This is a genomic window from Nostoc sp. MS1, assembly GCF_019976755.1.
Classification (GTDB): domain Bacteria; phylum Cyanobacteriota; class Cyanobacteriia; order Cyanobacteriales; family Nostocaceae; genus Trichormus.
In genome coordinates, this window is record NZ_AP023441.1 from 1087427 (window position 1) to 1113810 (window position 26384).

Below are 26384 nucleotides of genomic sequence, written 5' to 3' on the forward strand. Positions count from 1 at the left end.
AGATAAGAAACAAACATCAATTACCAATTACCAGTTACCAATTACCACTCCCTACTCACCCAATCAACAAGGAGCATAGTCATGGCTTATCAAATCACCAGCCAATGTATTTCCTGCAATATTTGTCAACCTGTATGTCCCACTGGTGCAATCAAAATTGAAGAAGATGGTCGCCACTGGATTGACCAAAAACTTTGTACAAACTGCGCTGATACAGTCTACACTGTTCCACAATGCCAAGCTGGTTGCCCTACCTGTAATGGTTGCGTTAAAGTACCTAGCGATTATTGGGAAGGCTGGTTCGAGAAATATAACCGAGTTATAGCGAAATTGACTAAAAAACAAGACTATTGGGAACGTTGGTTTAATTGTTATTCACAGAAGTATTAGCTATCAAACAAACCAAAATACTCATTTTCCAAGCTTTAATCAATATCTGCATCAATACCAATGTGTGATATGAACAGTTATAGTAGCAATGTAAATTACGTTCACCTCCGTTTTTAGAACAATATTAGCTTTTTAAAAGTTGCTTTTGTTGTTGTATAAAAGTTCTATTCTGACTATCTATAGCAAGCGCACGGTTGCAGTAATCAAGAGCTTCTTGTCTTTCTCCTAACTTGATGAGTGTTCTAATTAATTGGGGTAAAGTTTTTTCTAAGTCAGAAACATATTTTAATTTTTCTGCATATTCAAAACTTTGACGAAATTTAACAGCCGCTTCTTTAATTTTTCCTTGTTCTAAAAATATCCTTCCTATTGCATTATAAGGAATAGAAATTGTTTGTTTCTTCGATAGAACAATATTAAGCTCGAAATAATGTAAAGCATTATCAAACTCTTTTTTTTCAGTGTAATTAATAGCTAATTCATGATAAGTTTTTGCTAAACCTGGTTCGTCTTTTAATTGTTTACCAATAACAACACATTCTTCAAGAAGAATGATTGCATCATCATATCTTTCTAGTTTATTACATATTCTAGCTAATTCGTATAGCTGTATAGATAAAGACGTTAAATTATTATTCTCTCTTTCAAAATAAATACATTTTTTAAGAATTTCAACTGCATTATCATACTGTTTTAGTTTATTATATATCTGACTAATACTATTTAGTGCTATTATTATTCCTTCTTTATCTCCTATTTTCTCTTTAATTTTGAGGCTCTGTTGATACATTTTTAAAGCTTGATCCAAGTCACCCTTTTGCTTATACACTCCAGCTAAGGTATTTAGTGACATTGCCACACCTCTTTCATCATTTAATTCTTGATGGATTTCAAGACTGCGATTAATATATTCAATAGCTTCATCTAAATCTCCTTGTTTTTGAAAAATTCGTCCTCTTTGAATCAGCCAAGTTGCTTTATCTGCATAAATTTCAATATCATTCTTGTCTATTTTATCCAAAATACTTATAATTAAATCACTTTCTTGTTTAGCTTGTTTTTGTTCATCAAGCTTCAATAAATATTTAACTTTTTGAATAGATAATTTAACTATATTTTCTATATCTGAATTTTGATTTGCTAAAGAAATAAAGATAGAAATAATATCAATTGCTTCTCTTAGATTTCCATTTTTATTGAAAAACGGAATAAGGCAAAAAGCAAAATCATAATCAGCTATCCGCTCAGATTTTAACCATTGCGCGACCAAGACAATATTATTTAATTCTGATTTGAGGATTTTGTTAATTTCTTTATTTTTGAAGTTTTTATATTTAACAAAATTTTGATAAAAATGTGTATATCTTTTTTGTACTTGTTGTTCTAATTGATAATTTTTAGATAATAAATCTTGAGCAAATAGATAAATTAAAGGATGAAAGCTATATCTTTTTTGTGTATGTTGAGAACCCTCAATTAATGATAGTTGGCGTAAGTTTCTTAAGTGAGTATGGGTATCCTCCTTATCTAAACCACTTGCTGCTTTAGCTGTATGAAATGAAAAGCCATCTTTAGAACAAACACTTAAACAAGCAAAAAAGTTAATTGTATTTTCTTGGTTTCTTTTCTTCAGTAAATTTAAACTAAGCTCAAGTGAAGCTCTAACATTAATGTCTTTTTCACTGACTCGCTCATCTAATAGTCGCTGTTTTTCTTGACGCAACAAAGCTTCATATTCTGTAATGCTATCTTCGATGGTTAATATCTTACCGATAATGTTTAATGCTAATGGTAAATTACCTACAAGCTCAATAATCCTTTCAACGGCTGTTCGTTCATCTTCAAGACGTTGAGAACCCAAAAGGTTTTCTAGCAATTTCCAAGAGTCATTAGGCTCAAATGTACTAAGCACAAGCTGACCTTTATGGGGAATATTTAAAGCAGATATTAAAAGTTTATCTCTTGTAGTGACGATTAGTGAGTATTTATCTTGAAAAGGTTTAGGAAATAAGGCTTTAATATCTGAATCTTCAGCGTTATCAAAAATTAAAAGTGCTTTTTTAGTTTTAAAGATTTTTTGTATAATGTGAGATGCACCTCTGTTTTTGTCTCTATCGTCAATTTTTATGGGATAGTAACTAGCAAACTCCAGAGCAATCTCTGTCAAGCTTTTATCATCCACTCGTAAGCAAATAACACCATCATAAAAATGTTGTTGATAATTTATTTCTGCAAAATAACAAGCAAGTGCTGTTTTTCCAACACCACCTATACCAGATATTCCTACAACGCTACATCTTTGCTGACCTGTACTGTTAATAAGTAATCTTTCTAAATGTTCTAGCTCTGATGCTCTTGCAGTGAATGTCCGTATGATATCCTCTGATTTTAATTCGTATGGACTAGGATATGGACTTATTTCATACCTAACAAATGGCTTATTTTCTTTTCTAAAGTAAATTTCTAATAGTTCTCTAATATTGTCTTGTAAATGAGGGCGATCTTTATGAATTGCTTCCAATAAATCTTTCAATTTGTCTCTAGATTCTGCCCATTTAATTAAATTAAAACTATTTTCTTTAATTGTTTGACCTTGAGCAATTTCATCCAAATTCTCTTCTAGATTAAATCTCAACATTTGCTCTAAATCAATTTTATTTGGATAAGCTTTGACCATTAAGTCAACTAGTTTTTCATAATCACCACCCGATAATTGCATAAGTTGATTCCTTTATGGATTTTAATATATTCTAAACAAAATTATCTACAAAATTTTGGTAATATTTGATTGAGAATTGAAAAATACTATCTTCTAAGATCCTCTTCTACAGGATTAAGTAGAGGAATAGTTAAATTGTACAAAATTAACAAAATTGAACCATAAATAGGATTATAAAAATTTAAGGAATTAAAAGGTTCTCCTAAAGCAAATACCCAAACGATAAAAGCAATCGTAGAAATAATAGTTTGTTTAATTGCTAGAGGCTTTTTCGGCTCAGAAGTTTGCTTCAAAATATAAAGAGCAGTTAGCCCAGTAAAAATAACTAATAAAACCCATAGTATAATATTTGTTGGTATATTACTAACACTTTTAACTAATCCAATAATTGCGATCCATCCACCTACAATTTCGGAAGGAATATACTTGATTAGCTTATCAAAATAACCATCTATCTTTACTTCATTGCTTTTGGACTCTAGTTGGCTAGTAATAATTCTCCGTCCCATAATGAATCCTTAAATTAATCTAATAAATTTTTGATTTCTTGATAAATAGAAGTAAATAAAATACCCTCTCTAATTGAGCCAAAAGTTTTCGCTCTTTGGGCATGATGTAACGCTATCAGATACCAATTTTCATCAAAACAGGGTGAACCACTCGAACCTACAGCAGTTTTATTCACATATTGAACCAAACCTCGATGTTGATAAACTCCTGTAATACCATCTTGACTGACTGATAATTTCATTGAGTCCCCTTCAGGATGTTGTAAAACATTAATTCCAGTTTTTTCTAGAGGTAATATCCGGCTATCCCAACGAGCAGGCTTAATATCAGCTACTTGAAATATTTTTGCTTCCACTTGTAATAAAACATAATCTAATTCTTCAGTTACACTAAATTTTAAAATTGGCTTTTGCCTATCTAATTTAAAAGTTTTACCTTGACTTTCTAAACCATCATCAGAAGTTACGCAGCCAAAATTTAATATAGCATTTAAAGCATTACTTTCCATGTCATTGGTATCACTATTTCTTAATACATGATAGTTAGTTAATAATTTATTAGGTGTAATTAGAACACCAGTTCCCATAATCTTACAAGAGGGAATCTCAATACGACAAACTGAAGCTGATTGTTCAATTGCCCGTTTTAAAAAACCTACATCCCAATAATCTGGTTCAGATTTTAACCAACTTTGGAGTTGAATTTCATCGGTTTCCCCCTGCCAATTAATCTCTGGACCAAAATCTTGGCTTTTGATAGAAGAATGTACAATAAATCGTTTCTTGAGAACCACAGACTCATAAAATTCTTTGAGTTCAGGATTGTCAGGATTAGTTTGGTAGGCTGCTATAATGAGACGATAGGTTTTGCCTCTAGGAATTGCCCATTTTGTAACTAGATTAAACACTAACTGTGTCTGATTGCCACCTCCCGCGATCACATCTAAATTTTCTTCTAATTCAAACTGCACCATCATTGCCAAATCCTCTTTTATAGGATAAGCCTTAACAATGGCATTAACCATCCTTTTTAATTCGCTACCAGATAGATTCATGATATTTTAATCAATTCATGTCTGAAAAAGATTTATTACTACTAAATCATGGGCTTGCAAATATTTAGTTTAAATAAGATGAATAAGGGTTTGAGAAAAAAGTCAAGGTGATTTTTAATTTTTATTAGTTTAAATTTTTAATGTGTAATAATTAAACAAAAGTATAACAAACTACTCCTCACTTTTCAAAGCGCGTCGTGCCAACTTTACATAAGTTTTTAAGCTGTTCGGCATCTAGTTTTACAAGACAACCTAATGCAGCAAACGGGTTCAGGCACTAAATTATCAAATTTAGATGCGTGTCAGCTTACTGTTTCATAAGGCATTCCTAAATCTTCGGCTACTACTTGCAACGACTCTCCTATTTCTCGCCTTGCTAAGATTGTTGCCCATTTTGCGGCTATTTCATCTGCCCGTTCTCCTCCTGTCCGTTTACGTTGTGCTTTAAAAATATCTGTTAAATTTTCTATGCGTTTTGCTAACACTGTTTGCACATCAGGTAAATCTTGGGTGGTTTGAGATGACCATCCCAAACGTGTTTGTCCTAAACCAAAAGTAGTTTTGTGACCAGTAAGTACCACAGTAAGGAGCAAGTTTCCCTAAAGCATAAAATAACTGCCGAAATTCTGGCTGTTTAGCTCCATCCCTAGCTAAACTTAACTCAATTGCACCAGTGAATCCTGTAACTGCGCCTTTTTTTCCTGCTAGTACCTTGGCGGTGTTGATTTGACAACGGGTAATGAAGACATGATCATCTACCCAAGCCAAAAAAGCATCTTGGTCAACAGACATTCCCGAAAAATCATTCCAGCGACGCAGATAGCTATGGAACACATTTACTGGTACGGGTAAGGGAAAGTGATGACCTTTACGGCGAAAGCTGGTAGGACTGAGAAATTTTAAAGCAATAGTTTCACTGGGTTCTGATTCTAGCAGTTGGGTGTAAGTTGTGGCAGGATGGGCAATATTAACAGAGCGAATTTGTAAAGGTGCATTCTTTAAATCAACTACTTTAGGCAAATTTTCTAGCCACTGCACTAACCATTCTTGCACTCGACTAGATAAAGCTGTGACATACCAACGATAGGAAGTGTTTGCAGATAATTGTATTTGTCTACCGCTACTGATAATCTCTCCATTCAAAGCTGAGATAGTAAAAGGTTTCTCTGACTCACCATCATGGAGATAAGCTGAAAGTTGTGGGTTATAGGAACGTACTTGCTCAAGAAACCAAGCGTGGAGTCCAATCGTGTACTGAGGGAAAAGACCACAATCTTTTTCTGGGACTAACTCAAATTCCAGCCCGACTAACTCTGTATCCGATGACCATGTAAGCTGAGATGATGGGGTTGCTGGCTTTTTTTGAGAACGTCGAGGCATGGTATTATTTGAGCCACAGTCCTTGTATTTTATCTTGTTTTTATCCCCATATGGGGATGAAATTGTGAGTTTGTAGCTACTGCAAGATAAAACTAAAAAATACCCAACAATATGTATGAGCGATCGCTAGAATGTATCTTCAAAACCTATATTGATAGACTTGATATGAATTACGAATTACGAATTACTTAAATCCCCTTAAATCCCATATCCATTTCTATCTCTTTTGCTGCTTGAGCGGAAGTAATTTCTGAAGGCGTAACGTTTTTGCGAGATTTTTGAGATGTTTTGTTAATTCGGCTGAGGAATATACCTGCTAGTATTAAGCTCCCGCCTATATATTGAGCCATATTAGGAGCTTCTCCCAGGATTAAATAAGCTGCAATAATACCTACAATTGGGGTAAAAGAACCTACTAAAGTAGCTTTAGCTACGGTAGAGTTTTGCAAGCCTTTAGTCCACAATGACTGACCTACTACTACAATTAACCCACCATAGAGAAACATCCATTTCCACAAGAATGGTGAGAATATATCAGCAAAATGATATCTGCCATAGAGTATTAAAGCCGTAAAGAAAAAGATGATAGTTCCTAGTCCAGTACGAAAAATACTAGAAATTCCTAATGGTATTTGAGAGAAATATTTTTTGCTAATAATTGTAGAAATAGATACAGCTACAGAGCCAATTGCTACCAAAAGTTCGCCTAAACCCAAGTGAAAACCTCCCATACTAACCATGCTTATCTGTGGAGGTTGAAGCACAATAGTCAGGATAACACCAATAAAAGCAGCGATCGCACCCACAAATTGCCAAATACTGATCCGTTCTTTGAGCAACCACACCGATAAAGCTAGAGTCAGAGGTGGTTCTATGCGTCCTATCAAAATTACATTATTTACTTTTGTTAGTGCTAATGCTTGAAAAATTAAGCCAGGAGCTAACGCACCTGCTAAGATGGCTACGGCTGTAAGACTAATCCAATCTGGTTTTGACAATCGTTGCAAAGTGGCTTTGTTCCACTGTTTCCGATAAATCAGGCTCATCAGTATCAAAGCACACAAATTACCAACGAATAGAACATTACACAATGAAATTGGATTGCGTCCATCTACAAAGTGTTGAGCGCCAATCTCTGTAAGCTTACGAGTAACTGCACTAGATGCTCCAAAAATAAGAATTGCTAACCAGAGATATGTTTGTCCTGAAATTCGGGGAATTAGGGGATGTTGCTTTTTGCGTATAGTCACATTTACATCATCTTAATTAAAGCATCAGTCTTTATATTAAGTCGCCATATCTACCCAGAAATGAGGTTTTGCTGAGAGGAAACTTAATTTAGGCTGTGGCTTAATACCAATGCGTAATAGCGGCTATTGCTTTTGTATAAGATATCATGAGGTTAAGCGTCACTTGCTAGATTTTAGAAGGTTAGTAGATTTTCTGAGAAAATGCTGAGAATTTACTAAATATAAGAGACAGAAAAATTCATCAAAATCATGAAATAGCTTCAATAGACTCTCAGTTGCAGCTGGGATAGTTGAGTTGTTCGCAATCATTCCAAACATCTAGGAACTTATATGAAATTCGCACCTTTAGTTGCAACTTTTGCTTTGACTGGTTTTTTAACTGTTTGGGAAGCACCATTAAAAGTAATTAATCCTGCCTTAGTTCAAGCATCTGCTCAAGAATTATCTGTCACCCAAAAAATAGCAGCCATCACTAAAAATAAAGGTCAAATTGGGAGTGGTGATCAGTTGCGTCGTTTCTTCTATGGAGATTTAGAGCCAATTGGTATCCAAGTAGGTGGAGCAGGTCACGTAGTTAACCTTTATAACAAAGCCAACAATGTTACATTCTCTTACTGTTCAACTTATGATGTGATTGTTGCAGTCAAAAAAGGTAAGATAGCTAAGTTTGAACCTAATGAAGTGAAGTAGTAGCCCGATTAAAGAAATTTTGTATAGACTTCTTGCCGTATAGGGACAGGGAATAATGAGACAAGTTCCTTTGTCCCTTTAACTATAGTGAGTAGAAGGCAAGTATCTGCGGGTTTTTTAAGAGGTAATTACGTTTTAAAATTATCTATTACTAATTACTCATTACCAAGTAAAACAGCCATACTACTCAGTAATTAACCGATTACTAAAACAACACTTAACATATATGCAGCCAGCATCTCATCCAACAGTCATCCTGGGTGGTGGCTTTGCTGGGTTATTTACAGCTTTGCACTTAAGCCAGCAAAACTACTTTCAACCAATTATTTTAATTGAACAGCGCGATCGCTTCAGTTTTAAACCGTTGTTATATGAACTATTAAGCGGCGAACTGCACAGCGAACAAGTATATCCTCATTACCAAGAACTTTTAACTGGTAGCAGAGTTAACTTTGTACAAGACACTGTACAATCAATTGACCTACATCAACGCAGCGTTAACACAGCCTCCGGTCAGTCTTTCTACTACAGCAACTTAGTATTAGCACTGGGTAGCAAAACAACTTATTTTAACACCCCAGGCGCGGCAGAACACGCAATGCCATTTACATCAGGGGAACAGGCGATCGCACTGCGAAAACACTTACGCCATAGATTACATCAAGCCATCCAAACAACAAACCCAGAACGCCGTCGCCTACTGCTCACCGTCGCTATCATTGGTGCAGGCCCGGCTGGTGTTGAATTGGCTTGTACATTAGCTGATTTACTTCCCATTTGGTATGACGAGTTGGGTGGTGATGGTAGTGAAATTCACATTGTTTTAGTTAACCGCAGTCGGGAAATTCTCAAAGGTGATGTGAATAGCAGTTTGCGCTGTACCGTCCAGCGTGCGATGAAAAACCGGGTTATTCCTGTGGATTTTCTGTTTGATGCGGCTGTCACAAAGATTACATCTGATGGTGTAGAGTATCGGCAAAATGAAAAAACGCAGATGTTACAAGCGGGAACGATCGCTTGGACTGCGGGAACTGCACCTAATCCTTTGTTGATGGAGTTACCAGTTACTCAAAACCGAGGACGGTTACTGGTGAAACCCACATTGCAACTACCAGATTTTCCTGAAGTCTTTGCGGCTGGGGACTGTGCTATTGATAACGATAATCCCCAACCACCCACAGCCCAAGTTGCCTATCAACAAGGAATTGCGATCGCCCAAAATCTCAAGCGGCTGAGGGAAAATAAACCAACAATTCCCCTACAAATCCAAATGCGCGGTACGTTAATGAAATTAGGACTCAACGAAGGTGTTGCCAACCTTTTCAACAAATTACAAATCAAAGGACAACCCGGACATCTGATTCGGCAAGGAGCATATTTACAACTATTGCCTAACTCTGCCCATAACTTCAAAGTCACAAGTGAGTGGTTAACGGACGAATTATTCCAACGTCATCGCGCCGCTACACCTATGCAGTTGGGACAAACACCTTGGTTATCTGGAGTTGCCACAGCCGCAGCTGCATTAATTCTCGCCACTCCTCTGGTTTGGCGGGCTGCCCAACCGATGCAATTCCAGCAAAACTTGATATGGACGGGCGTTCCTGCATTACTCGATCAGCTTGCACCACCCTCTCGATAAAATTCTCTTTTTAAAATTACTTAGGAGTTCATCATGAATTACTTACTCAATCTCCGCACAGCCGTTATGGTTAATCGCGTAATCATTGGCTTGTTCTTCTTATGCTCTGGTATTGCTAACTACTTAAATTTCAGTGTCAACAACGGTTTTTACCAAACAGTTACAACCCTTAAATTGCAGATTATTGGCCCAGGAATCCCGCCCGGATGGGAAGGTGTGGGGCCACTACCTTTATTACTTGCAGTTCCTTATGCTTGGTTGTTACCTTTAGCAGAGATTGTCTTAGGTGCGTTATTTGCCCTTAACTATTGGGTGCGGTGGACAGGGTTACTATTGATTCTCATGACATTTAGCATCATTCTGGCATTTGGTATTATCCCCGCAGGTAGTCTATTTCCCAATGGGGCAGAAAGCTTTAACAAAAATATAATGTTTATGACTTTAATTTGGATATGTATTGCTTACGATGCTTACGAACAGAAAATGAGCCGTCGTCGTACCCAAGCAATGGCTGATTATAATGTAACTGCTGCCGGCGAAGATATGTAATATCAATTCATAATAAGTAAGTCAGCGTAAATATTTAATGTTGGTATAGGACTCATACTTAATTTTTGAAATATACGTAGGGGAGCCACTGCGTTGGGCGGGTTTCCCGACATAAAGCAAGTGGCGTTGGGCAATGCCCACCCTACAAATACTGAGATTTTTATGGCTACGCTCCCGTAAGGAATACAGAAATCAAATCGGATTCCTATATAAGGCTGAAGACAGGAGTTATAAACTTTTGATACGTGAGTTTCAATCTAGTCTTTTGTACCTTACTTATTCACAAATTGCTCTGTTTACGCCGACCTACTTAAATCTTTTGTCATCAGATAACGGTTATGCTCTGTAAATCCAACTTGACGGTAAAAGCCTTGAGCAGAAGTATTTTCCCTTTCTACTTCTAGATGTAATGCTCCAACATTGAGAGAGATACAAATCTCCTCTAAAAAGCTGATTGTTTGCTTGCCTATGCCCTTACCTTGGAAAGCTGGCTCAATATAAATTTCATCAATGAAAGCATCACGCCCTCCATATTCTAAGCTATAGCCTAGTGTGAGAGTGACATAACCAATACCTTGATTTTGAGATTGAATCAACCAGATTCGTCCCATTGACTCATCACTCAACAGTTGAATTATCGCTTGATGAGCAAAAACAATATTGAATAGGATACTACTATCTACTGCATATAGTTTTTGCATGAAGCTCAGAAGTATCTCAATGTCATTATTTTCTACAGATTTAAAATTAATTTGCACTATATATTTCCTTGTTGAAAATGTGAATAATTTTTCAATCTTCACTCCCGTAGTGCGTAACCGACACCACGCACTGTATGCACTAAACGCTTTTCGTTATTTTCTTCCAACTTGAGCCGTAAATAACGCACATAAACCTCAATAATATTAGAATCACCCATAAAATCGTAACCCCAAACTTTTTCTAAAATTTGGTCTCTAGTAAAAACTTGCCGGGGATGGGAAAGTAGATATTCTAACAAGTCAAACTCTTTTGCTGTTAAATCTATGGCACGTTTACCGCGAAATACTTCACGGGTGCGGCGGTTTAAACTTAAATCTTCAAACTGCAATAAATCATCATCTGTTTCTTGAGTACGCCGTAGATGGGCGCGGATTCTGGCTAATAGTTCTTCGATGCTGAAAGGCTTAACTACATAATCGTCGGCTCCTGCATCTAATCCTGCCACGCGATCGCTCACTTCATCTTTGGCTGTCAGCAATATTACTGGTACTTTGTTTCCTGTAGCCCGTAAGCGGCGACAAAGTTCTAAACCTGTTAATCCAGGCAACATCCAATCTAAAATAGCTAAATCTAGGTCTGATTCCCTCGCTAGGGTCAAACCTGTCATACCATCATGGGCTACACTCACTTTGTAGCCTTCGCTACTCAGTTCTAATTCCACAAATCGCGCTAGTTTAACTTCATCTTCCACAAGTAGAATATGTGCAGCCATAATTTATACCAATTTAGGAAAGATAGTATGTTTAGAAAGTAATTAAGATTTTTATAATATGTATCAATTGTGTTGACGTTAGCCCTTCGCTTGCAGTATTACAAATTACGAATTAGTATTATGCTCCTATTGCTGGTAATTTAAAAATAAAAGTACTGCCATAACCCGGTTCTGAACGAACTCCTACCTGTCCACCCATGCGTTCTACTAGACGTTTGACAATGGATAAACCTAAGCCTGTTCCTCCTGTGGCACGGTTGCGCGATGTATCTACTCGGTAAAATGGTTCAAAAATGCGCGACTGTTCCGCCAAAGGGATACCACAGCCGCGATCAATAACTTGAATAATTGCCCAACCATCAGCTTGAGTTAGCTGTAAAGTAATTGCCTCATCAATATCTGAGTGTTTGACTGCATTATCAATCAAATGATTTAATATCTGCATCAACTGGGTGCGATCGGCTTGAGCTTTGATAGGAAACGGGGCGAGTTCCAGCAAAATTTCTCGTCCTGCAAACTTTTCGCTCATCTGTGCCATATCTGCAATTACATCATTAAGAATCAGTTGTTCAGTTTGCAAGGGCATGGCAATACTACCAGCTCTTGCTAAATCAAGTAAATCTTGCAATATCTGATTCATGCGTTCGGCATCCGCAACTGCCATTGCTAAAGCTTCTTTTTGGGCATCGTTTAAATTATGGCTACGTTGCCAAGTTCTTTGCAGATAAGCATAAACCATACTTAGAGGTGAGCGTAACTCGTGGGCTAAGTCGTTGGTAAATTGTCGCTGCTGTTCTCTAACTTCCGTTAGCCTGACTAATAAATCATTCCAAGTTTTAGCGATCGCTTTTACTTCACTAGGTATACCAGTTAACCTTGGTTGATAGGGGCTGAGTTCTTGAGCGTAGGTAGTAGCCCATTGATTCATCTGGTGTAAGGGTAGTAGCGATCGCTTAACTAGGAAATTTGCAATTACTATAGTTATTGCTACTACCAGAATGCTTACAGTTCTTACGTTTTGCATCAGTCTTAACAGGTTGGGATCATTGAAGGAGATACCATGCTCTTGATAAGTAATCATGAAAAATTTCTTAATTTCCCAATCTAGCCAAATAGTAAAACCACTGTAAGCAACAATAAAAATAATAATGATTCCCACTGTCAAACGAAATTGTAGTGAAGAGGGGTTAATTCTTACTTGAGCAATTTTAGCTAGTGACCTCTTCAACAGGGTTAATAAATTCATGGGAATGACTCATCTCTACATAATTTAAGTAATCTTAGATTAAGGATTAAGTTATAAGCTTACATAATCTCACTCTAATATAAATTCTTGTCAGAAAAATGAGTTTTTCCTGAGATAATTCCAGTTTTGACTAAAAGCACTTTCCTGAAACGATTCGCATGGGTATCTCAGCAGAATTTAATTTTTATATCAATCTCATTTCATATTCATCCTTCAATCTATTCATTACAGGCACGTGAATCAAGGTATTGCCTGACCCAAAAGCGAGGTATGACAATGAAAGGTATAATTTGCAGTGGTTTATCGGCTTTAATACTCACTACAGCTTCTGTCGCCATAGCTGCACCTGCCAAATATGAATCACAGGATTTACAATCACCCCCTTCTATAGCTCTAAACTTTAACGTTCCTCATATTAGTAATTCTGGTATCAAGAATGACACCCACTTTATTGAAGTAGAAGTACTAGGAATGTCTTTACAAGACTTAATGATTTCTGTCCCTAGCCAAATGCAACGCTTTAGTGGAGTTCGAGTTAGAGATAAATCTGGTAGAGATATTGCGGCTCAGACAGAAATTAATCAAGGAAATTTATCAATTGTCTTTGAACAACCTCTTGCTCCTGGTAATACTGTAGAAGTTCAATTTACAGGCGTGAAAACAACAGTTCCGGCTGATAAAATTATTCTCTATGGAGTAACGGCTAGAAGAGTAGGGTTACAAGGAGAAATACCCATTGGTACAGCTAGAATTGACCTCCCTAACTGAAGCAAGAGTATCTGTGTGAGCAGAGATACTTTGAGTCAAGCTGATAAAATCTTTAGATACCTGACCTCTAAAAGAAGTCAGGTATATTTTATCTAATAACTTATACCAGTTTTAGATTGAAAATCTTGATTTATAACCTATTTCAGCAGTTTTAATCAATAGATAAAGAAAAAATTGTTTTCACCTTTTCTTGAATAATTGGTAAAAATACATTGCTTGAGATAGATGAATATGACTACCAATTATTTCGCAAGAGAGATATACATAATCATCATCAAAATGAAAAAATAGAAGATACAGTTGATTATACAAAGTTTCAGATGCCAGTAATTAACCAAAAAACATTTGTCAGTAATTGTCTATTAGTACTGACTTTACTGACATCATGTAACAATTCAAGTAGTAAAGAAGATTTAAAAAAAGAAATACAAAGTGTTACTTCTTGGGCAGCGACAACAGGCATGGTTGGAAATGCTTGGCTGCAAGGTAATATACCTAGTAAATATGCTCAACAAACATTAGATAAAGCTCAAACAGAGTTTATTCAAGAAAAAAATAAAATATCCCAAATTCAGGCACAAACAACCATAATTAAATCTTGCCAATCATTAATAATAAATAATGTCGCTCAGTTAGCAAATCAAACAGCTAAAATTTCTCAAGCGATTAAGCAAAATAATCATTTATTAGCTCAACAGGAATTAACAGAATTAGACAGTGAATTACAAAAATTGCATCAGCTAAGAACAAAACTAGAGGCAAGTTATGAAAAAATTTCTTGAAATTGCTTTGGGTATTGTTACTAGTATTGGTGGCTTTCTAGATGTGGGTGCGATCGCCACTAGTGCCGAAGCTGGCTCTATTTTTGGTTTTGAATTAATTTGGGTAATTATTCTCGGAACAATCTGTGTGATTGCTCTTGTAGAAATGTCAGGCAGATTAGCCGCAGTAAGTAAACATACATTAGCTGCCGCAGTCAGGGAAAGATTTGGCTTTAACTTTTTTATTATCCCTTTAGTGGCAGAAATTATTGTTGATTTTTTAGTGTTAGGGGCGGAAATTGGTGGGGTTTGTGTTGCTTTACAATTGCTCACAGGTATTAGCTTTCAATTCTACGCTTTACCTGTTGCTCTGGCGCTGTGGTTATTAATTTGGTATGGTAATTTTAGTGTTATTGAAAATGGGATTTCTTTACTTGGATTAGTTACACTAGTTTTTGTTGTGGTTACTAGCAAACTTCATCCTTCCATAACTGAAATTGGTAGTAGTTTATTACCAACTCTACCACAAGAAGATAAAACGCATTATCTATTTCTTGTTGTGAGTATTTTAGGTGCTTTAATTAGTCCTTATCTCTTTTATTTTTATTCGTCAGGTGCAGTTGAAGATAAATGGGATGAAGGCAACATCGGTGTAAATCGCGCTGTTGCTACTTTAGGTATGAGCTTTGGTAGCATTGTATCAATAGCAGTATTAATTGTTGCGGCAATGGTACTCAAACCGAAAGGTATTCAAGTTGATAGCTATGAACAAGCAGCTTTAATGTTAACAGAGTCTCTAGGTTATTGGGGCTTTGTACTTTTTGCCCTTTCATTGGGTATTGCTTGCTTTGGTGCAGCGCTGGAAATTAGTTTGGATACAGCCTATATTGTGGCACAAACTTTTGGTTGGAATTGGGGAGAAAATCTAAAACCCAAAGATGCCGCACGTTTTAGTTTGATATATACAATATTTATTTTCCTGGCTTCTCTATTAATGGTTGTAGGGATAGATCCTTTACAACTAACTTTATTTTCAATGGCAATTACAGCCGTAATTTTACCACCTGTGATTGTGCCATTTTTAGTATTAATGAACGATAAACTATATGTGGGTAAATACCGTAATGGTTGGATAAGCAATACAATAATAGTCTTGACGATTGGTCTAGCTTTTATATTGGCAATTATAGCTATTCCTCTAGAATTTATTGGAGGATAATATCTGTTTAAATTAAAATAATTGTATCTCTTTCACTAATAAAAGGAAAGAATAAAAATGAATTTAATTAGAGATGTCCTAGATAATCAATTGGTTGACCGCAACCAGCGTAGAATGGGTAAAGTTGATGGAATTATTATTCAGTTACGTGATGGACAACCACCAAGGCTGGCTTATATTGAAGTAGGAATGACGACCCTTGCTGAACGAATACATCCACGTTTAGCAAAATGGGTAGAGATTATTTCTCAGAAGTGGGGCGCGAAACAAAGTCAACCTTTAAGAATCCCTTGGTCAAAAGTGCAGGATGTAGGAATTGATGTGGATGTTGATATAGATGCAGAAGCAACATCAGCATTAGCTTATGAAAAATGGTTGCGCGATCGCATTATCACAAAAATTCCGGGGGTAAAATAATGGCTGCTCAGGAAATTCATTTAGAACTACTACTAGGCAAACAAGTTATAGATTCTACAGGTAAAGCTATTGGGCGTATTGAAGAAATCTGTGCTGAACAGCAAGGTGAGGAATGGGTAATTAAAGAATATCTCATAGGCTACGCCGCCATATTAGAAAGGTTGTCAGCCTGGAATATTGGCATGGCCATATTACATGTACTAGGGGCGCATAAAATCCACGGTGGTTACACAGTACCTTGGGATCAACTAGATTTGACAGACCCACAAAAGCCACGTTTACATTGTAGTTTAGAGGAATTAAAGTCATTAAATCAAAATTATTAAAAATTAAACTTATAATAATATATTTGATAAATTATTTAGGTTAAGTAATAGCAAAATCAACCTAAATTTACAGATTGTTTTACGTTAGAGCAACTTCTTGTTTATCTTCTTTACTATGATTCCCTTCATTAGATTTTTTAGATATTTCTGTGAAGCTAAATATAGAATAAACTTAGGAATAGGTTATGTTAATTTTTATAAGTCAACTAACCTTTTTTATATTGTGTAAAGACTAGAGCCAATACCTAATAGTAAACTAGCCTCAATATATACCTTTACATTGCAAATTATGCCATCAATCCAGGCTAGTCAACTCATACCACTGTCAATTACAGCTAGATCACAGTTGATCAAAGAATATGCGAACTTTGTTAATATCCCTCCTAACATTAGTTCTGAGTTACATCGTGCCTATCAACTTTCGACTGTACTCACATCGCTCTTACCTGAATTTATCCAGTACCAGATTCAAAAAGACATTTCTCATACTCATGGCTCAGTTTTTAAACTTCGCCGTCAGAGTAAGTCCATATCATCAATATGTAGACAGTTTGCCAGTAATTTTATTGTTTCCATGACAAGAAACTTGCGTTCTCCAGCACAAATGGAAGCCAGCCCGCGTAATCTTTATGAGATGTGCGGTGCAGGAGTCTTTGCCGAGAGCAATTCAATTTCTAGGAAATTGAGTACAGATATGGGTACTCTTTGGGAAAAAATTGCCAATATCAGTCCCCATGCTGTTGATCCAGAGAAAGATTTTGGAATCAAAATTACTGGTGTCGACTCTATTATTTTACCTGAAGGGAAGGGATCACTTATATTTGTACAAATCAAGACACAGCGTAACACTCTTACAGGAAGCCAAGCACCTAGATCAAAAAGTGAACTAGAGCTTCATCCGCACCGACTTTTTGCTGCTGCTTTCTGCACAGGAGATAGTTGGACATTTTCTAGCCCAAGTATTCCCCGTGTTTGTGGAGCCGAGTTTTGGTCTATGATTGGGCTTGATTATGAGTTATTAAAGTTTCATGTAAAGCAAATGGTACTGAAAATTCAATCTACCTACATAGCATTTCAACAGCAGCCTCCTATGTGATGAAAATAAAAAATTTATCTCACGTTGGAAATAAAGAAAGTTGCTTTGCATAAGTAGGATGAGACTTTCCTAAAATATCTAATTCCCAATTAACCTCATCAGTTTTTAAATATCGAGAATAGGGAAAGTTATGAAAAACTTTGGGTTCTATACCGTTTATATGATTTATTAACATTCTAGCGATCGCTCTACCAAGAGAGCAGGGTACAGCATTACCGACCTGTCGATATTGATCTAACAAATTTCCTTCTATAATCCAGCTATCAGGCAATTCCTGAATCCTTTTATATTCCTGAATACTCAGAGGTCTATCTTCTTCTGGGTGTGCTAAATCTGTTGCAGGCATTGCTGGATGTGTAACAAGAGTTGGCGAAGGTTTATTCCACGCTAACCTACGGTAGAAACCAGTTTTTCCGCCTCCTGCATGATAGGATGCGCCTAGTGCTTCTTGATGCAGTTCTACTGGTAAATCTCGCCAATACTGCCCAGGTTTTAATAGTCGGTAGTACTTAAGGCGTTTTTCTGGAAACTTAACGAAACAATGCCCATCTTTTGGCAGTTCCGCAAGCGCGTCTCTTAGCGTCCGCCATTGCGGTAGTCCATACAAACCTGTCTCTGAATGGGTAGGTGTAAGATAGGGAAGTTTCTCACCATCACGGCTGCAAGTGATGACAACCCTCTCCCGTTGCTGAGGAGTACCAAAATTAGCTGTATTATATAAGTTGAAGGAAACACCGTAGCCAGCTTCTTTCAGTTGACGAATAATATATAAAAGTGCGCCCCCTCTTTTCTCCTCATCAGACAATTGGGGATAGTTAGCTCCTCTCATTTCATGAGGTCGGTGCTTTAAAGGAGCAGACAATAGTCCTCTAACATTTTCGATCACCGCAAACTTAGGTCTAAGTTGAGTAATTAAATCAATAAACGTTAAGAAGACATTTCCCCGCTCATCATGAAATCCTTGCCGTTTACCCGCACTGCTAAAGGCTTGACATGGTGGCCCGCCAACAATCACATCAATATCTTCATGCAAACTCAACCCTGCTTTTTCTCTAATTTCATTAGCAGAGTAGTTTCTAATGTCACCAATAAGAGTGATATCAGGTCTATTTGTTTCTATTGTTTTTCGAGCAGCCGTATCTACTTCACAAGCTAGTAAAACCTCAATTCCTTCTTGCTCAAGCCCCAAATCAAGACCCATACAGCCTGAGAAAAAACTTAAAGCCTTGAGAGTAAGTTTACTAGAAGCTCTGGTAGGGTAATCTGGAATAACCTGTATTTCCAAGTTTTTTTTCACAGTGAGGGATTTACTAGACATAGGAGTTTCGCAACCGAAACCAAAACCAAGTAACCTATTTTAGAAGCAGTACATTTGTTTTGCAAGCCCAGCAAATTTCCGTATAAATTGTATAATTCTTGCTATATTACCCTTCCGCAGCCAACCAAGCACGCAAAACTTCCGCCACTGTCCAAGCTTGGGCAATACATCCCCGTGGGGTCATTGGTACATCGCCATCAAATATTTCACTAAGGCTGCCGATACCATGTGCTGTAAGATGATTTGCCATTGGTTCGAGAAATTGACGCGCCTGCTGAGGATTTTGGTAAACGCGCAGGTGTGCTTGAACAAATGCACCTAGCAACCAACCCCAAACAGTACCTTGGTGATAAGCTGCATCCCGGTGATATTGGTCGCCGCCGTAGGTTCCCTGATATTGTGGATCGTCAGGAGAAAGCGATCGCAATCCATGCGAAGTTAATAACATCCTTCCGCAAACATCCACGACTTTTCTCTGTTGATCTGATGTCAAAGGACTTTCTGGTAACGACACAGCAAAGATTTGGTTAGGACGTAAGGTCGAATCATCGCCATCAGGACTATCTAAAACGTCGTAGCAGTAACCTAACCCATCATGCCAAAACCGAGAAAATCTGGCTAAAGCTCGGTCTGCCATTGCTTGGTATTCTTGATGTGGTTTACCAAGCTGACGGGCAAAGGTAGCCATTGTGCGTAAAGCATTATACCAAAGTGCATTAACTTCAATTGGTTTACCAATTCGCGGTGTCACTACCCAATCTCCCACTTTGGCATCCATCCAAGTTAACTGCACACCTGCAACCCCAGCGTGAAGTAAACCATCGGCGGGATCTAAGTGAATGTTGTAGCGTGTACCGCGACAATGCCAACTAATAATATCCGCTAACACTCCAAAGAGTTCAGCTAATAAATGATCATCATCTGTAGCACTGTAGTAAGCTCGGACTGCTTCAAAATACCACAGCGTAGCATCTACTGTATTGTATTCTGGCTGCTCCCCCGCATCGGGAAAGCGATTAGGTAACATTCCTTCGTCTACATATTTGGCAAACGTACGCAGAATTGAACGTGCTACCTCTAAACGACCAGTGGAAATTGTCAAACCCGGTAGACTAATCATTGTGTCTCGTCCCCAGTCACTAAACCAGTGATAACCAGCAATGATAGTTTTGCCATCGGGTTCTTCTGGTAAGTTACGGTCTACAATAAACTGGTCAGCAGCGAGTACTAAATGGTTAATCCAAGTTGGTAATTCTCCACTATCAACTGGTCGATAAACTTTGGCAATTTCTATTAACTTTTGTTCTTGAGTACGTCGTAATTTGAGCGCGGTTTCTCCCTGTAAATTTGGTTGTTCTTCTGTACTGGCGACAAAAGTAAATGATTCCCCAGGATGAAGTGTAACTTCCCAAGTCGCGGCGTGGAGGTGGTCTTCTTTATCCTTCAATCCCCGATAGCGTTCAATCGCTAAATCAAAACCATAATACCAATTGTGGATAGGAGACACACTACCAGAGTCACTGAGTAGATAGAAAGGTGTAGCACCAGGATAAGCGGTAATACAAATTCCGTTGGCAAGGGTTGCTAAAAACATGTGCCAGTCATGACTCTGGGTATCGCCATGATAATCACGATAGTTAACTAATGCTTTAAGTTGTAGGTCAAGCGGTTGGGTAGCGCGAGATAAAGTATATTGAACATAGGTTGTATTAGCACCTTGCTGCATCCATACCCTTTTTTCTAACAAAGCATCAGCCACAGCAAATTGCCACACGGGAATTGTACCCTCCAAGGCAAAACGCTCAATATGTTGATAACCGTGAGGACTGACATTACCATCTGCCCAGCGATTAGTATTTAAGGGATAGGAGTGATGGTCATACAAAACGGTTTCATCTAGTTTCGCTAATAGTAAAGTGCGGCCTAATGGCGGTTGCAAAGCTGCTACCAATAAGCCGTGATAACGACGAGTAAGTAACCCTGCTACCGTACCAGAAGCATAACCCCCAATACCATTAGTAACTAACCATTCCCTCGATTCGGCGGTGTTGAGATAACCGCAGATTTCCCGCCCAAATTCCATACACATAAGTTAATACTCTTGCTGGGAAGCAACATCTGGATTATGAATGATAAAACCTAATTTCGTGCTGAGAATGGCATGAAAATTAATTAAATTCTTGTCGCCCATGTTTGAGGACAGTTGACATCCAAACTAACTCGTCCATAAACCTTTCCATCCGGCGAATGTAAGTTGGTTTGTCAATTAAATTACCTGAATCATCAAATAGTGTTTGTACATTACTAAAGTTGAGGTCATAAAAAATAGTTACTAAACCCAACTCGCGCATTACAGGTAATAGATTTTGAATTACTCTTGTACCACCAAACGGCCCTGCGGAAACACCGCAAAGTCCTACGGCTTTATGGATGTACTCTTTTAAGCAAGTATCAAGTACGTGCTTTAGCAAACCCGGATAACCGTGGTTATACTCTGGTACAACAATAATCAATCCATCTGCTCGCTCAATTGTGGTAGCAAACTCAGGATTTTTGAGTGTTTCGCCTGCATCATCTGTAGCGATCGCTATCTCTCTAATATCAATGAGTTCTGTTTCTAGTTTATCTCGTGCGGCAACTTGCTCAACAATAAATTTTGCCACGCACTTCCTCAACGCTACCTAAATCTGCTTGTAAGGTGTAACCTTGCGATTTAGGACAATTAGCCATGTGACAACTGCCACCAAATGCTTCTACCTTCGCTAAAGTTTCTTCTGCTCCTTCTGGGTGTGAGCGATAGTTAATTACAACATTAGCTCCTGCTTGAGCTAAACGTAAAACTATTCCTTGTCCAATTCCTTGACTACTACCAGTAACTAGGGCAACTTTACCTTCTAAATTCATATATTTTTTCCTTATAAATTAGAGTTACTTTTCAAGAAATCATTAACTACTCAAACTGGCAGCACCAAAAGTAGCATTAAACTGGCGACACCAAATAGCAACAGAGTTATATGCTGCTAAATTAATATTGTTGGGAATTAGATAATCTTGAGCGCCATTATATTTTTTTAAAGGAGCTATCACAATATAATCTCCTCGTTTTAAAGAATAAGCTGGTGGTTTAGTTGAGCCAATGACATTATCAGAGCGGTGAAGAACTATTACTAAGTCTGGGCCTGATGTGGAAGTTTTAAATGACTGATCAAGCTCAATAAAAGACCCATCTTCTTTTTGAGTAATTCTGACTGTGCCTTGAGTTGTCTGTTCTCCAGAAACGAATGTACCCGATTTAATAGTAGTCTTATCTGAAGCTTTACTAGATGGGGCTGAAGTATTGTCAGTAGATGCTATGGTTGTAGCTGCATCGGCAGTTGCAGAATTTGTAGTAAGTTGTTGATTTGATATTTGTCTGGCACAGCTAACAATAACTACAGACGCGAGTGAGAGTATTATTAACCGTTGAGCTTTCATAAATGAAAATTCCTTAAGACAGTGAGAAGCAAACTAAGTTTTAATTGGGGATTTAACCTGATTATTACTGTGATAACTAATTAAAAAATTATGAATATCTAAGGAATTGCATGTATAAGTCTGATATTGTGTTGAGAAAAATATCAAGCCTTTCTCAGCAAATTTTAAAGATTAATATCAGATTTTAAAGACATATCTTTTTATTTATGATCAAAACCATTGATAATAAAACTTTACAAAATCAAATGTGGCAACGTGAGCGTAGAGCGATCGCACTATTATCTTCCTTAAACTATCGAAATGGTGAGCTAAATAGCTATCTACATAATGTTGCCTGTGGAGTCAGTGAGTTACTTAATGTCGATTGGTCAGTAGTAACATTGTGTCAAAAGGGATTTGAGCAAGTGCTGGCCAGCAGTCTAGACATGGGTGAAGGCGAACATATTTATTCGCTGCATGGTTCACTGACAGGCACGGTTGTCGAAACTGGCCGTTCCTTAGCGGTGGAAGATGCCAACAAAAACCCAGAGTATGGCGAAGCGCCAGAAGGCTATTGTGCTTATTTAGGCATACCTTTACGGACTGCCGAAGGCGAAGTAATTGGTACTATTTGCTCTTTTCATCAGCAACCAAGGAATTTTACCCAAGATGAAATTCAATTTGTAGAATTATTTGCTGAACGTGCAGCTACAGCAATTGATAATTACCATTTGTATGAGCAACAGCGACAGTTTAATTATACCCTAGAAGCTGAAGTACAAAACCGCACAGCAGAATTACGGGCAGCGCAAGCCAAGCTTGTAGAACAAGAACGACTAGCCGCTATTGGTGAATTTGCGGCAATGATTGTGCATGAAATTCGTAATCCTTTAACTACCATGACTATGGGGTTGAAGTATTTCCAGAGAACTGTGACAACTGAATCTGCACAAGAGCGATTATCATTAGCCTTGGGCGAAGCCACTCGCTTAGAAAATCTGCTGAGTGAAATTTTGCTTTATGCCAAACTGCAGATGTTGCAACTATGCGAATTAGATGCAAATAAATTTATGAGTGAGTTGCTAAGTTACACCAGCGAGATGCCAGAAGCAGCCTCACGACAATTTGAATTTATTCCAGCCTCAGTTCCAGTGAAGATTTTAGGTGACAAAGATAAGCTCAAGCAAGTTTTTATTAATATTGTCCGTAATGCCTGTGAGGCAGTTTCACCAGGAGATGTAATTAAATGGGAAATAAATATTTCCTCTCCAAATCATGTCTGCATTAATATTTGCAATGGTGGTGAACCAATTCCTCCAGAAATCTTATCAAAGCTAACGCAGCCATTCTTTTCGACAAAACCTAGTGGTACGGGTTTGGGGCTACCCATTACTAAGCGTATCGTTAATGCTCACGGTGGAGAATTATCCATTCACTCTGATACAACAACAGGTACTATAGTAAGCGTACAGTTACCCAGAACATCAATTCAAAATTCAGCAATTTAGATTGAGTCTGGTTTTTAATCTCTAAGGATAATCCGACCAGGTTCACGGCTGATTATACCTTCTTCCTGCAACTGAGTGAGGGAGCGAGACAAACTTTCGGGTGTGAGATCCAGGTTGTAAGCAATTTCTTTGAGGGGGCGATCAACAATAATCGTTTTTGAGCCTTTGGGAACAATAATGCGTAAATAATTTAATACTCGTTCTGATGCGGAACGAATACTACGTATTTGCATCATCATTTTGGTCATGTGTAAGCGATAGGCAACCTCTCCTAAGAACGCTAACATAAGTGGTGGGTTTTGGGAGAGTGTATTCACAAAAGCTTTTTTAGGAATTACTAACGCCTGGGTAGGCTCCTCGACAATAGCTGTGCAGAGACATTTATCTGATACTACTAAAACCTCTGCTAAAAAGTCTCCTGACATAAGGGTGTAATGGTTTACGGTTTGCCCCGATTCTGTGTAGTGCAGCAAGCGAATTACACCGTATTCTATGTAATAGATATAATCGGCAGGATCACCATCAAGAAATAAGTACTCTTTACGAGCAAGCGATCGCCTACTAATTTGGCGAATCAAGTCTTCCGGCAAATCATCAATATTGAATCGTTGAAACATGGATTGTTTATAATAACAGCTAAATCCCAGCTTTTAAATAAATTAACATTTTTGCCTGAATTTATCATAAAAGAGAGATATTAATTTTAAATTATTTTAACTTAATGTGGGGAGTATTCCTGAACTTAAGTCTAGGAAATTTACTTACCTAAATAAGTGTTTTAGTTATTAACTCTGGCTCAGGTTGGAAACCTTTCCTGTGAAAAGGGACAGTAGGAAGAATTTCTTGTAAACTGAATCCAGTCCAATTCCAATTATTTTCTATATATCTTTTATTCGCTTCATAATTGTTAATTTTACTCAAATCGAAGATATATACAAGTCCGAATTTGTTATGGCGAAATTTAACTCAAATAGAAATGGAGATTTTCGATGCAATCAAATCAATCGATGGAGTTAGCTTCATCAATGATACCAAAGGACAAGGTTATTCATATCTCGAAACAAAGGATTATTGAAACGCAATATTCATCTGCTCTAAAACCAAATTCGACCAACCTAACAAGTTTGGTAGCAGTTGAACAGCAAACTGCCATGATTGTTCATGAGATGCGGAGTCCACTGTGCGTAATCTTAAATGTCTTACAAACATATCGAAATATGCCATTGGATCAACTTGAGCAAACTCGATTAACTCTGGCACTTGAGGAAGCGCAACGCCTGAAGCGAATGACGGATGAAATTTTAGCTCATACCTGTCTTCCTTCCCAACAGACAATTCTGTTACAAGAAATTCGATTAATTGACTTAATTCATGAAACTATACACTTATCTACAAATTTAACAATTGCATCAGGTCAGAAAATTATTTTTGCGCCTAATATTGGGGAGGTAATTGTTAAAGGCGATCGCGATAAACTCAAACAGGTTTTTCTTAATTTGTTGATGAATGCTTGTGAGGCAGTGCATTCAGGAGATGCGATCGCAGTCCACACTCACATAGACTCACACACCCAGCAAATCTTAATTGAAATTCATAATACTGGACAGCCAATTCCACCCCACTTAATCCCCATGTTGGGACATCAACCAATTACTACTAAATCTTCTGGTCACGGGTTAGGACTGATGATTGTTAAAGAAATTATTGATGCTCACATTGGCAATCTAGAAATTCAATCATCGGAAAGTAAAGGAACTACTGTTAGTGTTTGCCTACCAATTGTTAAACTTTGCAATAACTCCCAGCCTACTGTACCTGACAATAAGAACTCATCACCTACTTTATCAAACCGTGAAGTCGAGATTTTGCAATTACTTGTAGATGGTTGCAAAAATTCAGAAATTGCTCAAATCTTATCTATTTCTAAAAATACGGTTAAAACTTATATTAGTAGTTTGATGAATAAGTTAGGTGTAGAAGGACGTACTCAAGTTATTGTCAAAGCCCTACGGTTAGGAATAATTCAGTAGCAAAGTAATTATCAAAATTTTTGGATTTCTCATGAATACACTCACCTTACCCGTCAGCGATCGCGACCATATTCAAGGATTGCTAACAGCTCCTATTATTTTAGTTGAGTATGGAGATTATCAATGTCCTGATTGTGCCAAGTTTCACTTAGTTATCCAATCTCTACAACAGAAATTGAGTGAACAGTTATGTTTTGTTTACCGACATTTTCCTTGTCGCCACCTTCACTCTGACGCTCAACATGCAGCAGAAGCAGCAGAAGCAGCCGCTAACCAAGGTAAATTTTGGGAGATGCACAATTGCCTTTACACTAATCATCAAGAACTAGGTAATGGATATTTAGTTGAGTATGCGATCGCACTCAATTTAGATATTGAGAAATTCTTAAGTGAAGTCACTGGAGATTTATTTGTGAAGCGTGTTCAAGAGGATTTAGATAGTGGCAAGGCTAGTGGTGTGATTACAACTCCAACACTATTTATTAATGGCTTTGTTTATAGTGATGCGTTAGATCAGGATGCTCTTTTATATCGGATCAAGCTGACAAAGCAAACATGCCTATAAATAATTAATCCAAAATCTA

Annotated in this window: 26 protein-coding genes and 1 pseudogene; 13 read left to right on the forward strand and 14 right to left on the reverse strand. The window is 37.4% G+C overall.

What is annotated here, in order from left to right:
- Positions 1-81 precede the first annotated feature (81 nt).
- On the forward strand, positions 82-390 hold the full coding sequence (locus NSMS1_RS04645; RefSeq protein ID WP_224091547.1) for an ATP-binding protein: 309 nt from the start codon (positions 82-84) through the stop codon (positions 388-390).
- Between the two features lie 124 nt (positions 391-514).
- Here NSMS1_RS04645 and NSMS1_RS04650 read toward each other — a convergent pair whose 3' ends face one another.
- From NSMS1_RS04650 to NSMS1_RS04670, 5 genes and pseudogenes are all read right to left on the reverse strand, one after another.
- Positions 515-3109, reverse strand: coding sequence for a tetratricopeptide repeat protein (locus NSMS1_RS04650; protein ID WP_224091548.1), 2595 nt, complete (start codon positions 3107-3109; stop codon positions 515-517).
- Positions 3110-3195: 86 nt separating this feature from the next.
- Complete coding sequence (locus NSMS1_RS04655; RefSeq protein WP_224091550.1) at positions 3196-3618, reverse strand: hypothetical protein; 423 nt, start codon at positions 3616-3618, stop codon at positions 3196-3198.
- A 14-nt stretch (positions 3619-3632) separates the two neighbouring features.
- A complete protein-coding gene (locus NSMS1_RS04660) occupies positions 3633-4673 on the reverse strand; it encodes an effector-associated domain EAD1-containing protein (RefSeq protein ID WP_224091551.1) in 1041 nt (346 codons plus the stop codon).
- 302 nt (positions 4674-4975) lie between these two features.
- Positions 4976-6053, reverse strand: a pseudogene (gene cas6, locus NSMS1_RS04665) (CRISPR-associated endoribonuclease Cas6).
- A gap of 188 nt (positions 6054-6241) precedes the next feature.
- Complete coding sequence (locus NSMS1_RS04670; RefSeq protein ID WP_224091553.1) at positions 6242-7303, reverse strand: DMT family transporter; 1062 nt, start codon at positions 7301-7303, stop codon at positions 6242-6244.
- A 330-nt stretch (positions 7304-7633) separates the two neighbouring features.
- Between NSMS1_RS04670 and NSMS1_RS04675 the strand changes: the two genes are divergently transcribed.
- The 3 genes from NSMS1_RS04675 (at position 7634) to NSMS1_RS04685 (ending at position 10184) form a co-directional block, all read left to right on the forward strand.
- Positions 7634-7993, forward strand: coding sequence for a hypothetical protein (locus tag NSMS1_RS04675; protein WP_224091555.1), 360 nt, complete (start codon positions 7634-7636; stop codon positions 7991-7993).
- Between the two features lie 226 nt (positions 7994-8219).
- Positions 8220-9635 (forward strand): NAD(P)/FAD-dependent oxidoreductase, encoded by a 1416-nt coding sequence (locus NSMS1_RS04680; protein WP_224091557.1) that lies wholly within the window; start codon positions 8220-8222, stop codon positions 9633-9635.
- A 33-nt stretch (positions 9636-9668) separates the two neighbouring features.
- On the forward strand, positions 9669-10184 hold the full coding sequence (locus tag NSMS1_RS04685) for a DoxX family membrane protein (RefSeq protein ID WP_224091558.1): 516 nt from the start codon (positions 9669-9671) through the stop codon (positions 10182-10184).
- Between the two features lie 296 nt (positions 10185-10480).
- Here the strand turns inward: NSMS1_RS04685 and NSMS1_RS04690 are convergent, their stop codons facing one another.
- From NSMS1_RS04690 to NSMS1_RS04700, 3 genes are all read right to left on the reverse strand, one after another.
- Positions 10481-10942, reverse strand: coding sequence for a GNAT family N-acetyltransferase (locus tag NSMS1_RS04690; protein ID WP_224091562.1), 462 nt, complete (start codon positions 10940-10942; stop codon positions 10481-10483).
- 41 nt (positions 10943-10983) lie between these two features.
- On the reverse strand, positions 10984-11658 hold the full coding sequence (locus NSMS1_RS04695; protein WP_224091563.1) for a response regulator transcription factor: 675 nt from the start codon (positions 11656-11658) through the stop codon (positions 10984-10986).
- Positions 11659-11776: 118 nt separating this feature from the next.
- Entirely contained in the window at positions 11777-12904 is a 1128-nt protein-coding gene (locus tag NSMS1_RS04700; RefSeq protein ID WP_224091564.1) for a sensor histidine kinase, read from the reverse strand.
- A 276-nt stretch (positions 12905-13180) separates the two neighbouring features.
- Here NSMS1_RS04700 and NSMS1_RS04705 point away from each other — a divergent pair, with 276 nt between their 5' ends.
- From NSMS1_RS04705 to NSMS1_RS04730, 6 genes are all read left to right on the forward strand, one after another.
- Positions 13181-13672 (forward strand): DUF2808 domain-containing protein, encoded by a 492-nt coding sequence (locus NSMS1_RS04705; RefSeq protein ID WP_224091565.1) that lies wholly within the window; start codon positions 13181-13183, stop codon positions 13670-13672.
- Between the two features lie 212 nt (positions 13673-13884).
- The gene (locus NSMS1_RS04710) at positions 13885-14454 is read left to right on the forward strand and encodes a hypothetical protein (RefSeq protein ID WP_224091566.1); all 570 of its coding nucleotides are present in this window, start codon (positions 13885-13887) and stop codon (positions 14452-14454) included.
- Entirely contained in the window at positions 14438-15652 is a 1215-nt protein-coding gene (locus tag NSMS1_RS04715; protein WP_224091567.1) for an NRAMP family divalent metal transporter, read from the forward strand. Before NSMS1_RS04710 ends, NSMS1_RS04715 begins: the two co-directional genes overlap by 17 nt.
- Positions 15653-15709: 57 nt before the next feature.
- Positions 15710-16069, forward strand: a complete 360-nt coding sequence (locus tag NSMS1_RS04720; RefSeq protein ID WP_224091568.1) for a hypothetical protein — start codon at positions 15710-15712, stop codon at positions 16067-16069.
- Entirely contained in the window at positions 16069-16395 is a 327-nt protein-coding gene (locus NSMS1_RS04725; protein ID WP_224091569.1) for a hypothetical protein, read from the forward strand. The genes NSMS1_RS04720 and NSMS1_RS04725 overlap by 1 nt, the downstream gene beginning before the upstream one ends.
- A 289-nt stretch (positions 16396-16684) precedes the next feature.
- Positions 16685-17491 carry a hypothetical protein gene (locus NSMS1_RS04730; protein ID WP_224091570.1) on the forward strand — a complete coding sequence of 269 codons (807 nt, stop codon included), beginning with the start codon at positions 16685-16687 and terminating at the stop codon, positions 17489-17491.
- A 19-nt stretch (positions 17492-17510) separates the two neighbouring features.
- On the opposite strand, the gene NSMS1_RS04735 is transcribed toward NSMS1_RS04730, so the two are convergent.
- The 5 genes from NSMS1_RS04735 to NSMS1_RS04755 all read right to left on the reverse strand — a co-directional run bounded on the left by NSMS1_RS04735 (position 17511) and on the right by NSMS1_RS04755 (position 22283).
- On the reverse strand, positions 17511-18809 hold the full coding sequence (locus NSMS1_RS04735) for a DNA cytosine methyltransferase (RefSeq protein ID WP_224091572.1): 1299 nt from the start codon (positions 18807-18809) through the stop codon (positions 17511-17513).
- A gap of 106 nt (positions 18810-18915) precedes the next feature.
- Complete coding sequence (locus NSMS1_RS04740) at positions 18916-20898, reverse strand: amylo-alpha-1,6-glucosidase (protein ID WP_224091573.1); 1983 nt, start codon at positions 20896-20898, stop codon at positions 18916-18918.
- Between the two features lie 79 nt (positions 20899-20977).
- Entirely contained in the window at positions 20978-21472 is a 495-nt protein-coding gene (locus NSMS1_RS04745) for an NADPH-dependent FMN reductase (protein ID WP_224091574.1), read from the reverse strand.
- A complete protein-coding gene (locus NSMS1_RS35425; protein ID WP_411908663.1) occupies positions 21453-21713 on the reverse strand; it encodes an SDR family NAD(P)-dependent oxidoreductase in 261 nt (86 codons plus the stop codon). The genes NSMS1_RS04745 and NSMS1_RS35425 overlap by 20 nt, the downstream gene beginning before the upstream one ends.
- A 42-nt stretch (positions 21714-21755) precedes the next feature.
- Positions 21756-22283, reverse strand: coding sequence for a DM13 domain-containing protein (locus NSMS1_RS04755; RefSeq protein WP_224091576.1), 528 nt, complete (start codon positions 22281-22283; stop codon positions 21756-21758).
- Positions 22284-22489: 206 nt separating this feature from the next.
- Between NSMS1_RS04755 and NSMS1_RS04760 the strand changes: the two genes are divergently transcribed.
- Positions 22490-23770, forward strand: a complete 1281-nt coding sequence (locus NSMS1_RS04760) for a GAF domain-containing sensor histidine kinase (RefSeq protein WP_224091577.1) — start codon at positions 22490-22492, stop codon at positions 23768-23770.
- A 14-nt stretch (positions 23771-23784) separates the two neighbouring features.
- Here NSMS1_RS04760 and NSMS1_RS04765 read toward each other — a convergent pair whose 3' ends face one another.
- A complete protein-coding gene (locus NSMS1_RS04765) occupies positions 23785-24387 on the reverse strand; it encodes a Crp/Fnr family transcriptional regulator (protein WP_224091578.1) in 603 nt (200 codons plus the stop codon).
- A gap of 372 nt (positions 24388-24759) precedes the next feature.
- Here NSMS1_RS04765 and NSMS1_RS04770 point away from each other — a divergent pair, with 372 nt between their 5' ends.
- Positions 24760-25800, forward strand: coding sequence for an ATP-binding protein (locus tag NSMS1_RS04770; protein ID WP_224091579.1), 1041 nt, complete (start codon positions 24760-24762; stop codon positions 25798-25800).
- A 31-nt stretch (positions 25801-25831) separates the two neighbouring features.
- Positions 25832-26365, forward strand: a complete 534-nt coding sequence (locus NSMS1_RS04775; protein WP_224091580.1) for a DsbA family protein — start codon at positions 25832-25834, stop codon at positions 26363-26365.
- Positions 26366-26384 lie beyond the last annotated feature (19 nt).